Source organism: Mycobacterium asiaticum (assembly GCF_001673365.1).
Classification (GTDB): domain Bacteria; phylum Actinomycetota; class Actinomycetes; order Mycobacteriales; family Mycobacteriaceae; genus Mycobacterium; species Mycobacterium asiaticum_A.
The window spans coordinates 44,007-58,512 of record NZ_LZLS01000101.1; the positions used below are offsets into that span (position 1 = coordinate 44,007).

Consider the following 14,506-nt stretch of genomic DNA (forward strand, 5'->3'; position numbering starts at 1 on the left):
CTCGTCGGGTGCTGCTCTCCGATCGTGACCTCCGAGCCGAAATCGCCGCAGGTCGACTAGGCCTCGATCCGTTCGACGACGCCCTGGTTCAGCCGTCGAGCATCGACGTCCGACTGGACTCTCTATTCCGGGTTTTCAACAACACCCGCTACACACACATCGATCCGGCCAAGCAGCAGGACGAGCTGACCAGCCTGGTGGAACCCGTCGAAGGTGAGCCGTTTGTGCTGCACCCCGGCGAATTCGTGCTCGGCTCGACACTCGAGATATGCACCCTGCCCGACGACCTGGCGGGACGGCTGGAGGGCAAGTCGTCGCTGGGCCGGCTGGGGTTGTTGACGCACTCCACGGCGGGTTTCATCGATCCGGGCTTCAGCGGCCACATCACCCTGGAACTGTCCAACGTCGCCAACCTGCCAATCATCTTGTGGCCCGGCATGAAAATCGGCCAGCTGTGTATTTTGCGGCTGACCAGCCCATCCGAGCACCCTTATGGCAGTTCGGCAGTAGGTTCGAAATACCAGGGGCAGCGGGGGCCGACGCCGTCTAGGTCGTATCAGAACTTCATAAGAACGACCTAGCCCCCGCATAGCTTCCGCGCCCACAATGGGTTCAGGTCGCTGGTGTGGGAGGGGTTTTGGACGTCGTACTCGGGGTTTCTATGGCGCCGACGGCTGTCCGCATTGCGTTGGTCGGGGGCGAAGACGCCGATGGCGTCATCGTCGAGGAAGACAGTTTCCGCCTCCCACGCGACACCGCGCCGACCCGCGTTTCTGACCAGGTAATCGCCGCGATCGTGGGCACCCGTGAAGGTGCGGTCGATGCCGGCTTGCGGCTGTCCTCGGTCGGCGTCAGCTGGACCGATCAGATTCAGGCGGCCGCGCTGCGTGACGCGTTGGCCGCCCGCAAAGTCGAGAACGTCATGCTGGTCTCGGCCTTCCTGGCCGCCGTCGCGATGGGGCAGGCGGTCGGCGGAGCCGTCGGCTACCGGCGCACCGGTGTGCTGTTCGTCGAGCCGGACAACGCGACCCTGGCGGTGGTGAACACCGCCGACGGGTCGCTGTGCGACGTACGACGCCAGTCTTTAGCTGACGACGACGACACGGCGGTCGCCGAACTGATCGGGCTGGTGTCCAGCGCCGAGTCCATGGAGACGCGCCCGGACGGGCTATACGTGGTCGGCTCCGGGGTCGACGTCCCGAGGATCAAGCCGACCTTGGAAGCGGCCACATCGTTGACGCTGAGCGTGCCCGAAGAACCCGAGATGGCGCTGGCCCGCGGTGCGGCGCTGGCCTCGGGCAGCTCTCCGCTGTTCGCGGCGACCACTGCGGCGATGGCTTACGCGCAGGACCGTGACCAGGACCAGGCTGATGCGACGGCCGATGACGAACTCAGCGACGCTTCCGAAGATGACGCCGCCGGGCAGCGCAGTCCGGCGCTGCTGGTGGGCACCGGCCTTGCGGTGGTCGCTATCGCCGCGGTGGTGGCGCTGGAAGTCGCGCTGGCGATCAACATCCGCCCGACGGTCGCCATGCAGCCACGGCCCCGCGAAAACCACTTCGTCGCGCCCACTCCGGCGCCCGCCCCGACCGAGGTGGCGACCCCCCAGCACAAGATCGACCTGCCGGGCCCCGAGATCGTGGGCCGGCCGCAGATCCCGCAGCCAGCCGCCGCGGTGCCGATTCCCGAGGCTCGGGAGGCGCCTGCTCCGGCCGCTCCCGCACCGGCGGTGGTGCCGCCGGTCGTGCCCATCGTGGTGCCGCCTATTCAGGTGCCAAGCCCTGAGCGGGTGCTGCGGCCCCCGGTGATCCAGGCACCGGTACAGGTCCCGCGTCAGATACCCCAGCCGCCTGCGCCACGGGCACCCGTTCCGGCGGCGCCTCCGCGCATCACCAACCCGATACCGCAGGCGCCGGTGATTCAGAGTCCTCCGGTTCGTGGCCCGTCGCCCAACCCGGGGCGGGGCCCCTTTGGCGGGCCCAGGCCCGAGCGGCCCGGCGCGGGCATTCCCGGCGTGGGTGGCGTCCCTAGTCCCAACGGACCCGGACGCGGCGGACCCGGCGGCGGTCCCGGCGCAGGAATACCCGGGCTACCTGGACTACCCGGCATTCCTGGTCTGCCCGTTCCCGGGCGGTCTGGCGGGCCCATTGGTGGCGGACCGGGTGCTCACGGCCCGTTCGGCGGCGGTGGCCCCGGTAGTGGTCCCGCGCGTGGCCCCAGCAGCGGCCCCGGTAGCGGTCCCGGACGCGGACCGTTCGGTGGTGGCGGCGGACGCGGCCCGTTCGGGGGCGGCGGCCCCGGCTTCGGAGGCGGCGGACCAGGTGCGCACGGTCCCTTCGGCGGTGGAGGCGGCGGTTTCGGCGGCGGTGGCCCCGGTGGCTCTGGTGGCTCCGGCGGCCATGGCGGCTCTGGCGGCTTCGGCGGTGGGGGCGGCGGTCACGGCCGCAGGTAAACCTGACCGAGCAGCTCCGGCCCGACCCGTGATCTGTGGCACACAGAGAACTCAGATGGAAAGCAATCGGCGGTCTGGGTACGTTGGAAAGAGCGGGTTGGGGGATCCGAATAGTCGATTGGGGGAGTGGTGGACACCGTCCTTGGTGTGTCGATGGCACCCACGGCGGTCCGGATGGTGCTGGTAGAAGGCGAAAACGGCGACGGCGCGCTCGTCGACCAAGAAGAGTTCAACGTCGCTGCTGATCCGGACGCAGCCACTGTCGATGCTGCCGACCAGGTCATTGCCGCCATCTTGGGAACCCGGGAGGGCGCCGCCGAGGGCGGCTACCAGCTGGCTTCGACCGGCGTTACCTGGCGCGATCCCAACCAGGCCGCCGCGCTTCGTGACGCGTTGGCCCATCGCAAGATCGAGAACGTCATGTTGGTGTCGGCTTTCCTGGCCGCCGCGGCACTGGCGCAGTCGGTGGGCAGCGAAACCAACTACGCGCAAACCGCCCTGCTTTTCATCGAGCCTGAAACCGCGACGCTGGCGGTGGTGAACAGCGCCGACGGGTCGATTGCCGAGGTGAGTCGCCAGCCGCTGGTAGAGGACGACGAAGCGGCGGTGGCCCAGTTGGCCGAACTGGTCTCCGGTGCCGAAGCGTTAGAGACCCGCCCGGACGCGGTCTTTCTGGTCGGCTCCGGTGTCGACATTCCGTTGATCAAGCCGGCGCTTGAGGCCGCGACCACGCTTCCGCTGACTGCGCCCGAGGAGCCCGAGACCGCACTCGCCCGGGGTGCAGCGCTGGCTTCGGCGCACACGCCGTTGCTCGTCTCGTCGACAGCGGCCCGGGCCTACGCGCAGGATCCCGGCACCGGCGCATACACGGTCGACCCCGCACTGTTCGAAAACGTCGACAGCGGCTTGGCCTACAGCGCAGTGGACAGCGAACCCGACCGGGAGGACCGCAAGCCGTTCGCGTTGCTCGGCAGCGTCTTGGCGTCGATCTTTGTCATCGGCGTGGCCTCGCTCGTGGTCTCGCTGGCGGTCAGCATCCGGACCACCTCCGGTACCCGGCCCGAGCCCGGCCAGGCCATCGTCGTACCAACCCAGCAAGTGCCGGAAGCTCCCGCTCCTACACCACAGGCACCCGCCCCGGTCCCGGAGCAGGTGCCGACACCGCAGGCACCCGCGCCCCAGGTTCCCGAGCAGGTACCCACGCAGGTTCCGCAGGCACCCGCGCCGGCGCCGCAAGCGCCCGCTCCCGCGCCGCAAGCCCCCGTCGAGGTGCCGGCCGCGCCAGCGCCGGCGCCGGCGGCACCAATCCCGGTGCCGATCCCGGTGCCCATCCTCACCCCGCAGTTGCCGCTGAACCCAGGCGGCGGCGGCAAACCGCCGGGCATCGGCAAGATTCCTGGACCCAAATTGCCCGGCGGTGGCAAGGGGCCGGGCCGCGGAGGTGGCAAAGGCGGTGGCGGTCGCGGCGGGTTCAACATCCCGTTCGTTCCTGGCATCTGATTTCGCCGGGTAGCCGTCTGCTGTTCAGCGCCGCGATGCGGTTCGCTCACTGCGACCCCATACACACGGTGGTATGCGATGCACCGTTTTCGGCACCGGGTACCTCGGTGCCACCCATGCCGTTGGAATGGCGGAGCTGGGGCACGAGGTCGTCGGAGTCGACATCGACCCGGGCAAGGTCGCCAAGCTGGCCGGAGGCGACATCCCGTTCTACGAACCCGGCTTGCGAAAGTTGTTGACCGCCAACCTAGCTGCGGGCCGGCTGCGTTTCACTACCGACTACGACATGGCCGCCGAATTCGCCGATGTGCACTTCCTCGGTGTCGGCACACCGCAGAAGAAGGGCGAATACGGCGCCGACCTACGCCATGTGCACGCCGTCATCGACGCGCTGGTGCCCAAGCTGAGCAGGGGATCTGTCCTGATCGGGAAATCGACTGTGCCGGTTGGCACCGCAGCGGACCTGGCTTCGCGCGCCGCCGCGCTGGCCCCCAAGGGCGTGGACGTCGAAATCGCCTGGAACCCGGAATTTCTGCGGGAGGGTTACGCCGTACCCGACACGCTGCACCCGGACCGCATTGTGCTTGGCGTGCAAGCGGATTCAGTCCGTGCCGAGGCGGCGGTGCGCGAGTTGTACGGGCCGCTGCTGGATGCCGGCGTGCCGTTCCTGGTGACTGACTTGCAGACGGCGGAACTCGTCAAAGTTTCCGCGAACGCCTTTCTGGCAACCAAGATTTCGTTCATCAACGCCATCTCGGAGGTGTGCGAGGCGGCGGGTGCGGACGTCAGCCTGTTGGCCGACGCACTCGGCTACGACCCGCGCATCGGGCGCCAATGTCTCAATGCCGGTTTGGGTTTCGGGGGTGGCTGCCTGCCCAAAGACATTCGTGCGTTCATGGCGCGCGCGGGCGAGCTGGGCGCCAACCAAGCGCTGACCTTTCTGCGCGAAGTCGACAGCATCAACATGCGTCGACGGACCCGAATGGTAGAGCTGGCGACCACCGCATGCGGCGGCTCCCTGCTGGGCGCGAACATCGCAGTTCTCGGCGCGGCGTTCAAGCCCGAATCTGACGACGTGCGCGACTCACCGGCCCTCAACGTTGCCGGTCAGCTGCAGCTCAACGGTGCCGCGGTCAACGTCTATGACCCCAAAGCGCTGGACAATGCGAACCGGCTGTTTCCGACGTTGAACTATGCGGTATCGGTCGAAGAGGCCTGCGAGCGTGCGGATGCCGTGTTGGTGCTGACCGAATGGCGCGAGTTTGTCGACCTAGACCCCGATGACCTCGCCGAACGAGTGCGGGTCCGCACCATCGTCGACGGCCGCAATTGTCTGGACGTTTCCCGCTGGGAGGACGCGGGTTGGCGGGTCTTTCGGTTGGGGGCGCGCCGGCCTACGCGGTAACCGGCCCTGTGACTTTGCGGGGCACGTTGCGCGGTTGCCCGTCGGCGCGCAGGAAACCGCCGGTGCGCTCGCGACCGAGGATGGCCGTCGGCTGCCCGTCGCGGAACACCTCGCGACCCGAGACCAACACCGCCTGCACCGTCGCGTCGTTGCGGTTAACCATGCGTGAAAGCCCGCCGTAGGCTTCGACATTGGCCTCGTGGTAGCCGTCCAGTGAGTCGTCGAGGTGCTGCGGGTCGATGACCACCAGATCGGCCCAGTCGCCCACCCGCAAGTGCCCGGCGTCCAGGCCGTACCAGTCAGCCAACTCACCGGTGAGCCGGTGTACCGCTTGCTCGGCCGACAGGAACGGGCGGCCCTGCATCTCCGCGTCGCGCACATGGCGGAGCAGGCGTAGGCCAGAGTTGTAAAAAGCCATGTTGCGCAGGTGGGCACCGGCGTCGGAGAAACCGATCTGCAGACCTTCCATGCGGGCCAGGCGGCGCAGCATCTTCGGCCGATGGTTGGAAATCGTTGTGCGCCAACGCAATGCGGTGCCGTGTTCGAGCACCAGGTCGAGGAACGCGTCGACCGGATGCAGGCCGCCCCGATCCAAACCCACCTGGCCGAACGACTTGCCCACCACCGACTCGTCGGGACAGCCCACGATCTCGGCGTCGAAGAAATCGCGGTGCCAGGCGCGCGGACCGAACTTCGTGTCGTAGTCCTTGCGGAACTCCCTGCGGTACTCCTCGTCGCGCAGGAGTTCGTTGCGCTCGAATTCATCTTTCAGATGCAGCGCGGCAGCTCCGGCGCCGAACTCTTCGAACACCACCAGGTCGATCCCGTCGGCGTACACCTCGAACGGCACCGGCAGATGCTGGAACCGGAAATCGCCGCCGAGACGGTTCACGATGGCCGCCAACGTGCTCGTCAACCACACGCTGCCAGGAGCCGACTTCATGTCCGCGGCCGCCAGCAGACTGGTCTTCAGACGGGGCCGACGGAACCCCAGCGACTGCAGCGCTTGCGAGACGATGTTCTGCGGATGGCTGATGTCGGGCCCGGATTGCAAGGCGCGTCCGGCGCGACGCAGCAGCATCTTGAGGCGTCTGAGCTCCGGTCCTTTGGCGTACGTCGACGGCAGCGTGCGGGACCGGCAAGTTTCGCCGTCGATCTTGTCGAAAAGAAGCTGCTGCGAGGACATTCCGAGGAAACCCGCATCGAGCGCCTCAGTCAGCATCTGCTCCATACGGTCTTGCTCGGCCGCGGTGGGCTTGGTGTCCTCGCGGGTGGCGCGGTCCAGGCCCATCACCGACGTACGCATGTCCGAATGTCCGATGAAGGCCGTCACGTTGGGACCCAGCGGCAGTGCTTCGAGCGCCTCGATGTACTCCCGAGCGTTCTTCCACGACTTGTGTTCGCCGACGATGCGCACCACATGCTCGTGCGGAATCGCTTCCACGCGCCCGAACAGGTCCGCAGCCTCGCCCGCGTCGACGTGCACGGTGGACAGCGAGCACGAGCCCAGCACGATCGTGGTGACACCGTGGCGTAGCGACTCGGACAAGGTCGGCGCGGCCAGCACTTCGGCGTCGTAATGGGTGTGGATGTCGATGATGCCCGGAATGACCCATTTGCCTTGAGCATCAATCACATTCGGGCAGCCATCGGTGTCCAACGGTGTCGGCGAGACGGCCGCTACCCGACCGTCCCGAATGCCGATGTGACGAATCGCCGACGGTGCGCCGGTGCCGTCGAACCACCTGCCATTTGCGACCACTGTGTCGAAAGTCAATGCGCTCTCCTCACTCGAATGGACAGCTTACCGAAATCGTCTAGTCGCTATGCCGGCGCGTCGGGCCACGCGGCTAGCGGGTGCGCCACCGCTTCCATACCGCATGCCCGGTGGCTCGGGTCTTACCGTCGTGCAAAAGTTCGACATCGCAGACGATTTCGGGCTCGGAGGACTTTACGACGACAGCGTGCAACTCGACCGGTGTATCGAGCGGGCTGGGACGCACGTAGCGGACATCGATGCCAGCGGTCACGAACGCAAGCGACGCACCCGGGGCTGGGTCCCAGCCCTGCAGCGCAGCCTCGTTGAGGGCCGCGGCAGCACTGTGACAGTCCAGCAGCGTGGCGATGATGCCGCCGTTGAGGAAACCCAGGCCGTTGTCATGCTCAGGCCATGGCGTGAAGGTCGCGGTGACGTGCCCATCGGCAAGGTAACTCTTGAGGCGCAGGCCGCGCGGGTTGGCGGGCCCGCAGCCGAAGCAGGTCATATCCGGGAAGAGTCGGTCCTGGACTGATATCGCGTTCACGGCTGTCCTATCCGAGCGGGCTTCATCCGAATAGCACAGTAGCGATCACGAAACCTTTCCCGCAGTGGATCGCCGCCCCAGGACCAACCGGAGTAGCGTCACCCGCGTGGATTACGCGTCGGCCTACGTCGAGGAAACGCGCGCTTTCGGGGAACTGATTCGCGAGGCCGACCAGTCAGCGCCGGTACCGACCTGTCCGGGCTGGAGCATCGAGCAATTGTTCCGTCACGTCGGTCGCGGCGACCGCTGGGCCGCCCAGATCGTCCGCGACCGGATGGACACCTTCCTGGATTTCCGCAGTGTCGAAGCCGGCAAGCCGCCACCGGACCTCGACGATGCCATCTCGTGGTTGAACGGGGGCGCGCAACACCTGATCGACGCCGTCGAACAAACCGGGGTTGAGACGCCGGTGTGGACGTTTTTGGGTACGCGCCCTGCCAACTGGTGGATTCGGCGCCGGTTGCACGAGAACGCGGTGCACCGAGCCGATGCCGCCTTGGCGGTCGGCGCCGACTTCGTGATGCGGCCGGAGGTTGCGGCCGACGGAATCGATGAGTTTCTGGAACGCATCGTGATCCGGGCGGGCGCGGACGGCGCGCCACTTCCGCTGGAAGGCGGCGACACCATACATCTGCATGCCACCGATCCCGGGATAGGCGAAGCCGGTGAGTGGACAGTCCGACTTCACGACGGTGCCGTCACGTGGGCGCATGAACACGGCAAAGGCAGCGTCGCACTCCGTGGCACGGCGACCGAATTGCTGTTGGCGATGACGCGCCGAGCCTCGCTCGGCGACACCGGGATCGAGGTCTTCGGTGACAATGCCGTATGGCAAAGATGGCTTGACCGCACGCCTCTTTAGACTTGCAGACCATGACGACATCGGAGATTGCCACCGTTCTGGCATGGCACGACGCCCTCAACAGCGCTGACATCGAAACGTTGGTCGGATTGTCCAGTGAGGACATCGATATCGGCGACGCGCACGGCGGCGCGCAGGGGCACGACGCGCTGCGTAGGTGGGCTGCCTCGCTGACGACGACCGCGGAGTTGGGCCGGATGTACGTCCACGACGGCATCGTGGTCGTCGAACAGACGATCAGCGGCGGGGCCGGCACCCAGGCGTCCGCATTCAGGGTGGTCAAGGACCACGTCACCTCGGTGTTTCGTCACCAGGATCTGGCATCCGCGCTGGCCGCCACCGAACTCACCGAGGGCGACCGGGTCGACTGAGGCGATAGGAGCCACGTATGCGCGGCATCATCTTGGCTGGTGGTTCGGGCACCCGTCTGTATCCGATCACCATGGGCATCAGCAAGCAGCTATTGCCGGTCTATGACAAGCCGATGATCTACTACCCGCTGACCACGTTGATGATGGCCGGCATCCGCGACATCTTGATGATCACCACCCCGCATGACGCGCCCGGCTTCCACCGACTTCTCGGCGATGGCAGTCAATTCGGAATCAACGTGACTTACGCAGTCCAAGAACAGCCAGAGGGTCTGGCCCAGGCCTTCGTCCTCGGCGCCGACCACATCGGCAACGATTCGGTGGCATTGGTGTTGGGCGACAACATCTTCTACGGCCCCGGTCTGGGAACCCGACTGAGCAGATTCCAATCCATCGACGGCGCAGCCGTTTTCGCATACTGGGTGGCCAACCCCTCGGCCTACGGTGTGGTGGAGTTCGACGCCGCCGGGATGGCCGTGTCGTTGGAGGAGAAGCCGGTTACTCCGAAGTCGCAGTACGCGGTACCGGGCCTGTACTTCTATGACAATGAGGTGGTCGACATCGCCAAGGGGCTGAAGAAGTCGGCCCGCGGCGAATATGAGATTACCGAGGTCAACCAGATCTATTTGAACCGCAACCGGTTGTCGGTGGAGGTATTGGCCCGCGGGACGGCGTGGCTGGACACCGGGACGTTCGATTCACTCTTGGACGCAGCCGATTTCGTTCGCACGCTGGAGTTGCGGCAGGGATTGAAAGTCAGCGTTCCCGAGGAGGTGGCGTGGCGGCTGGGCTGGATTGACGACGAGCATCTGTCGCAGCGTGGCCATCGCCTGGCCAAGTCCGGTTACGGCAACTACCTACTGGAGCTGTTGAAGCGCAGCTGAGCGCCGAACAGGAGTCCGCCCGCGGACGGGGCCGGTTACTGCCGGTAGCTGGCCAGGAAGTTGCCGAGCCGATCGATCGCGCCTGCAAGATCGCGCGCCCACGGCAAAGTCACGATGCGCAGGTGATCCGGTGCGGGCCAATTGAATCCAGTGCCCTGGGTGACCAGAATCTTCTCCTGCAACAACAGGTCGAGCACCAACTGCTCGTCGTCGTCGATGTCGTAGACCTCGGGATCAAGCCGGGGGAACGCGTACAACGCGCCTTCCGGTTTGGTGCACGAAACCCCGGGAATCTCGTTGAGCTTGGTCCAGGCAACGTCGCGCTGTTCGAGCAGTCGACCGCCTGGGAGCACCAGGTCCTCGATGCTTTGGTATCCACCGAGCGCCACCTGAATCGCGTGCTGCGCAGGGACATTCGGGCACAGACGCATATTGGCCAGCAGGTTGATTCCTTCGATGAAACTGCTGGCGTGGTCCTTAGGCCCCGTGATCGCCAGCCAACCGGCCCGGTAGCCGGCTACCCGGTAGGCCTTGGATAGACCGTTGAAGGTCAGGCACAGCAAGTCCGGTGCCAGTGAAGCCACGCTGATGTGCTCGGCATCGTCGTAGAGGATCTTGTCGTAGATCTCGTCGGCTAGCAGCAGAAGTTGATGCTTGCGCGCCAAAGCGACTATCTGCGTAAGGATTTCGCGGCCGTACACCGCTCCGGTGGGGTTGTTCGGGTTGATCACCACCAGCGCCTTGGTGCGCTCGGTGATCTTGGATTCCAGATCGGCGATGTCGGGCTGCCAATTCTGGGTCTCGTCGCACAGGTAGTGCACGGGGGTGCCGCCGGCCAGCGAGGTCGACGCCGTCCACAGCGGATAGTCCGGCGCCGGGATCAACACCTGGTCGCCGTTGTCCAGCAGCGCCTGCAGCGTCATTGTGATCAGCTCGGAGACCCCGTTGCCCAGATAGACGTCGTCGACGTCGAATCGCGGGAAACCCTCGACGAGCTCGTAGCGGGTGACCACCGCGCGCCGAGCCGACAGGATGCCCTGGGAGTCGGAGTACCCCTGCGCGTACGGCAGTGCCTGGATCATGTCGCGCATGATCACGTCGGGTGCCTCGAAGCCGAACGGCGCCGGGTTGCCGATATTGAGCTTGAGGATGCGGTGCCCTTCGGCTTCCAGCCGCGCGGCGTGTGCGTGTACCGGGCCGCGGATTTCGTACAGGACGTCCTGAAGCTTGGACGACTGCGCGAACGCGCGCTGCCGGTGATGCCCGGAGGTATGCGCGGGCAGCTGATGAGTGGTCACTTCAACATCGTCCCATCGCTGTCCACCGATATTTGCTGATCGGTGTCAAAACGTGATCAGCGCTTGCCCGGTGGACGCGCACCCGGTGCTAAGCCCAAGCCCTTGACCGGGGCAGCAGGTGCCGCCGGAGGAGTTGGGTCGCCGTTGCTCTCCGAGGACGCAGCGGGCTCCGACTTTGCTTCGGGCTCGGACTTCGCTTCGGGCTCGGCGGCCTTTTCCGGCTCCGCAGGTTCGGGCTCGGCGGGCTTCGCGGGGGCAGCTGGTGCGCTCTTCTTCGCACCCGGGCGCTTGGCGCCGGCCGCGATACCCAAACCCTTGACCGGTGCCTCGGGCTTGGCCGACTCGGCGGCCGGTGTCTCAGGGGCCGGTGTTTCAGGAGCCGGTGTCTCGGTTTTAGCCTCGACTTTCGCTGGCTCCGCTGCCGCCGCGGGTGCGGACTTCTTGGCACCGGGACGCTTGGCGCCGGCCGCCATGCCGAGGCCTTTAACTGGTGCTGCGGGCGCCGCGGCTTCCGGCGCTGCGGCTGTCTCGGCAGGCGCCGCAGCGGCCTTCTTGGCACCGGGACGCTTGGCGCCGGCCGCCATGCCGAGCCCCTTGGTCGGCGCCGCGGGGGCCGCGGCCTCCGGCGCTTCGGCCGTCGTTGCCGCGGGAGCGGCGGTCTTCTTGGCACCGGGGCGCTTCGCGCCGCCGGCCATACCCAGACCCTTGACGGGTGCCGCCGCGGCAGGCTTTTCCTCCGCCGCGGGCGCCGGCTTCGTTTCGGTGACTTCCTGCGGCTCGGCCTCCGCGGGCGCGGCCGGTGCGGCGGCCTTGGGCTTGGCCTTCTCCGCCTGGGCCGCGCGTTGCTCGGCTTCCTTTGCGGCAGTGCCCTTCTCCGGCAGCTTGACGCTGTCGCGGTCGAGCGAGCCGAGCAGGACCTGGGCCACGTCGAGCACCTCGACGCCACTGCGCCCGGCCTCTTCCTGCCTGTCGTTGACGCCGTCGGTGACCATCACCCGACAGAACGGGCACGCGACGGCGACGGTGGTGGCGTTGGTGGCCAGTGCCTCGTCGACGCGCTCGTGGTTGATGCGCTTGCCGATGTGTTCTTCCATCCACATCCGTGCTCCACCGGCGCCGCAGCAGAAGCTGCGCTCTGCGTGGCGGGGCATCTCGGTCAGGGTGGCCCCCGCGGCGCCAATCAGCTCACGCGGCGCCTCGTAGACCTTGTTGTGCCGGCCCAGGTAGCAGGGGTCGTGGTAGGTGATGTCTTGGGAGACGGCGTTGACCGGCACCAGCTTGTTGTCCCGCACCAGGCGGTTGAGCAGCTGGGTGTGGTGCAACACGCTGTAGTTGCTGCCCAGTTGTCGGTATTCCTTGCCCAGGGTGTTGAAGCAGTGCGGGCAGGTGACGACGACCTTGCGGTCTACGGTCTCCACGCCCTCGAACACCCCGTCAAGGGTCTCGATGGCCTGCTGGGCCAGTTGCTGGAACAGGAACTCATTGCCCGAGCGGCGAGCCGAGTCGCCGTTGCAGGTTTCGCCGGTACCCAGCACCAGATACTTGACTCCGGCAATCGACAGCAGTTCGGCGACGGCCTTGGTGGTCTTCTTCGCCTTGTCGTCATAGGCTCCGGCGCAGCCCACCCAGAACAGGTACTCGTAGCCGTCGAAGCTCTCGACATCTTCGCCGTAGACCGGAACGTCGAAGTCGACCTCATCGATCCAGCTGGTGCGGTCCGAGGCATTCTGGCCCCACGGATTGCCCTTGTTTTCAAGGTTTTTGAACAAGACGGACAGCTCGGAGGGGAACTCCGACTCCATCATCACCTGGTAGCGGCGCATATCAACAATGTGGTCGACGTGCTCGATGTCCACCGGGCACTGCTCGACGCAAGCACCACACGTCACGCAGGACCACAACACATCGGGGTCGATGACACCGCCTTGTTCGGCGGTGCCGACCAACGGGCGGGTCGCCTGCTCGGGCCCGGAACCCATTACCCGGCCGAAGCCGGACTCGGGAACGTGATGCTCCTCGGCGTGCTTCTCGCCGCGCAGTTCTTCACCCAGCCCGCCCTCGGGCGTGCTCTCCAGCGGGGTTTCCTTTTCGCCAAGGATGTAAGGCGCCTTAGCCATCCAGTGGTCGCGCAGGTCCATGATGACGAGCTTGGGCGACAACGGCTTTGCGGTGTTCCACGCCGGGCACTGCGACTGACAACGCCCACACTCGGTACAGGTGGCGAAGTCGAGCATGCCCTTCCAGGAAAAGTCCTCGATCTTGCCGCGGCCGAATTCGGCGTCGTCGGGCGGGTTTTCGAAGTCGATCGGCTTGCCGTCCGACTCGATCGGCAACAGCGGGCCCAGCCCGTCCGGCAGTCGCTTGAACACGACGTTGATCGGTGCCAGGAAGATGTGCAGGTGCTTTGAGTGCAGCACGATCAGCAGGAAGGCCAGCATGACCCCGATGTGCAGCATCAGTGCGACGGTCTCGATGATCTCGTTCGTGTTGTGGCCCAACGGCTCCAGAAGCGCGCCCATGGTGTGGGAGAAGAACGCGCCCTTGCCGTAAGGGAATTCGTCGCCAAGAGCATTGACCGAGGCGCCGCGGAAGATGGCGTAGGTCCAGATGACGTTGAAGATCATGAACAGGATCAGCCAGGCACCGCCGGTGTGGGATCCATAGAATCGGGAGTCGCGGCCGTATTCCTTGGGCTCGCTGCGCAATCGGATGATCGCGAAGGTGACGATGCCGGTTAGCACGGCCAGTGCGAAGAAGTCCTGCAGGGCGCCCAGTGCGTCCCAGCGACCGATGATCGGGATGTGGAAGTTGGGCTGGAACAGCACGCCGTAGGCCTCGATGTAGACCGTCAGCAGGATGAAGAAGCCCCACATGGTGAAGAAGTGGGCGAGGCCGGGTATCGACCACTTCAACAGCTTGCGCTGGCCGAACACCTCGGCGACCTGCGCCCAGATCCGAGAGCCGATGTCGTTGGTGCGTCCGCTCGCCGACTGACCAGAGGTGACCAGCTTGTAGAGCCACCAGACTCGCTTCAGGGCCAGCAAGATCACGACCGCGGTCATGCCCATGCCCAGTACCAGCCTGATGAGCGTCTGCGTGGTCACGGAAAGTCACCCCAATTCGTCGTCACTCCGAAGGGCAGCAACGCGTTAGAGGCGCCTTTGCTGCTTAACCTGCCCATACTGACATCTTCTCGGCATTCGCCGCGAGAAAGGCAAACCTAAGTTTGCGCAGATCGCCAGCCCAGCGGGGCTGGGATGTGATCAGGTCTACACGTCGGCCGGGCTCAGCTTTGCGGGGCAAGCATGGCCCGCAGCATCGACAGCATCTCCGAACGTGATCCGGCGCCGAGCCGACGACGAATCCGGGCGACGTGATGCTCGACGGTTTTCGCCGAAATGAACAGTTGACCGCCGATATCGCGATATGGA

Annotated in this window: 11 protein-coding genes and 1 pseudogene; 7 read left to right on the forward strand and 5 right to left on the reverse strand. The window is 66.0% G+C overall.

Annotated features, from left to right (window positions below; translation table 11 throughout):
* Nucleotides 1-8: 8 nt before the first annotated feature.
* The 4 genes from dcd (at nucleotide 9) to A5634_RS11860 (ending at nucleotide 5,357) form a co-directional block, all read left to right on the forward strand.
* Nucleotides 9-581, forward strand: a complete 573-nt coding sequence (gene dcd, locus A5634_RS11845; RefSeq protein ID WP_065144235.1) for a dCTP deaminase — start codon at nucleotides 9-11, stop codon at nucleotides 579-581.
* A gap of 44 nt (nucleotides 582-625) precedes the next feature.
* Complete coding sequence (locus A5634_RS11850) at nucleotides 626-2,452, forward strand: DUF7159 family protein (RefSeq protein WP_437339967.1); 1,827 nt, start codon at nucleotides 626-628, stop codon at nucleotides 2,450-2,452.
* Nucleotides 2,453-2,581: 129 nt separating this feature from the next.
* Complete coding sequence (locus A5634_RS11855) at nucleotides 2,582-3,952, forward strand: DUF7159 family protein (protein WP_437339968.1); 1,371 nt, start codon at nucleotides 2,582-2,584, stop codon at nucleotides 3,950-3,952.
* A 73-nt stretch (nucleotides 3,953-4,025) separates the two neighbouring features.
* A complete protein-coding gene (locus A5634_RS11860; protein WP_065144236.1) occupies nucleotides 4,026-5,357 on the forward strand; it encodes a UDP-glucose dehydrogenase family protein in 1,332 nt (443 codons plus the stop codon).
* Here the strand turns inward: A5634_RS11860 and A5634_RS11865 are convergent.
* Entirely contained in the window at nucleotides 5,347-7,134 is a 1,788-nt protein-coding gene (locus tag A5634_RS11865) for an N-acyl-D-amino-acid deacylase family protein (RefSeq protein WP_065144237.1), read from the reverse strand. The two genes, A5634_RS11860 and A5634_RS11865, sit on opposite strands and share 11 nt — an antisense overlap.
* Nucleotides 7,135-7,207: 73 nt before the next feature.
* Complete coding sequence (locus tag A5634_RS11870; protein ID WP_081290373.1) at nucleotides 7,208-7,660, reverse strand: PaaI family thioesterase; 453 nt, start codon at nucleotides 7,658-7,660, stop codon at nucleotides 7,208-7,210.
* A gap of 106 nt (nucleotides 7,661-7,766) precedes the next feature.
* On the opposite strand from A5634_RS11870, the gene A5634_RS11875 reads away from it, so the two are divergent.
* From A5634_RS11875 to rfbA, 3 genes are read left to right on the forward strand one after another with little or no spacing between them, the layout of a single operon-like run.
* On the forward strand, nucleotides 7,767-8,522 hold the full coding sequence (locus A5634_RS11875) for a maleylpyruvate isomerase family mycothiol-dependent enzyme (RefSeq protein WP_065144239.1): 756 nt from the start codon (nucleotides 7,767-7,769) through the stop codon (nucleotides 8,520-8,522).
* 11 nt (nucleotides 8,523-8,533) lie between these two features.
* Nucleotides 8,534-8,893, forward strand: coding sequence for a nuclear transport factor 2 family protein (locus tag A5634_RS11880; RefSeq protein ID WP_065144256.1), 360 nt, complete (start codon nucleotides 8,534-8,536; stop codon nucleotides 8,891-8,893).
* Between the two features lie 17 nt (nucleotides 8,894-8,910).
* Nucleotides 8,911-9,777, forward strand: coding sequence for a glucose-1-phosphate thymidylyltransferase RfbA (gene rfbA / locus A5634_RS11885; RefSeq protein WP_065144240.1), 867 nt, complete (start codon nucleotides 8,911-8,913; stop codon nucleotides 9,775-9,777).
* A 35-nt stretch (nucleotides 9,778-9,812) separates the two neighbouring features.
* Here rfbA and A5634_RS11890 read toward each other — a convergent pair.
* The 3 genes and pseudogenes from A5634_RS11890 to A5634_RS27305 all read right to left on the reverse strand — a co-directional run.
* Nucleotides 9,813-11,101: pseudogene (locus A5634_RS11890) on the reverse strand (pyridoxal phosphate-dependent aminotransferase).
* A 30-nt stretch (nucleotides 11,102-11,131) separates the two neighbouring features.
* Entirely contained in the window at nucleotides 11,132-14,179 is a 3,048-nt protein-coding gene (locus A5634_RS11895; protein WP_065144242.1) for a (Fe-S)-binding protein, read from the reverse strand.
* A 182-nt stretch (nucleotides 14,180-14,361) separates the two neighbouring features.
* Nucleotides 14,362-14,506: LuxR C-terminal-related transcriptional regulator (locus A5634_RS27305; protein WP_155769337.1), on the reverse strand; the 145-nt coding region annotated here is incomplete at its 5' end.

Coding starts and splice junctions, on each gene's coding strand:
- A5634_RS11880 (WP_065144256.1), top strand. CDS start 8,534: ATGACGACATCGGAGATTGCCACCGTTCTGGCATGGCACGACGCCCTC.
- rfbA (WP_065144240.1), top strand. CDS start 8,911: ATGCGCGGCATCATCTTGGCTGGTGGTTCGGGCACCCGTCTGTATCCG.
- A5634_RS11860 (WP_065144236.1), top strand. CDS start 4,026: ATGCGATGCACCGTTTTCGGCACCGGGTACCTCGGTGCCACCCATGCC.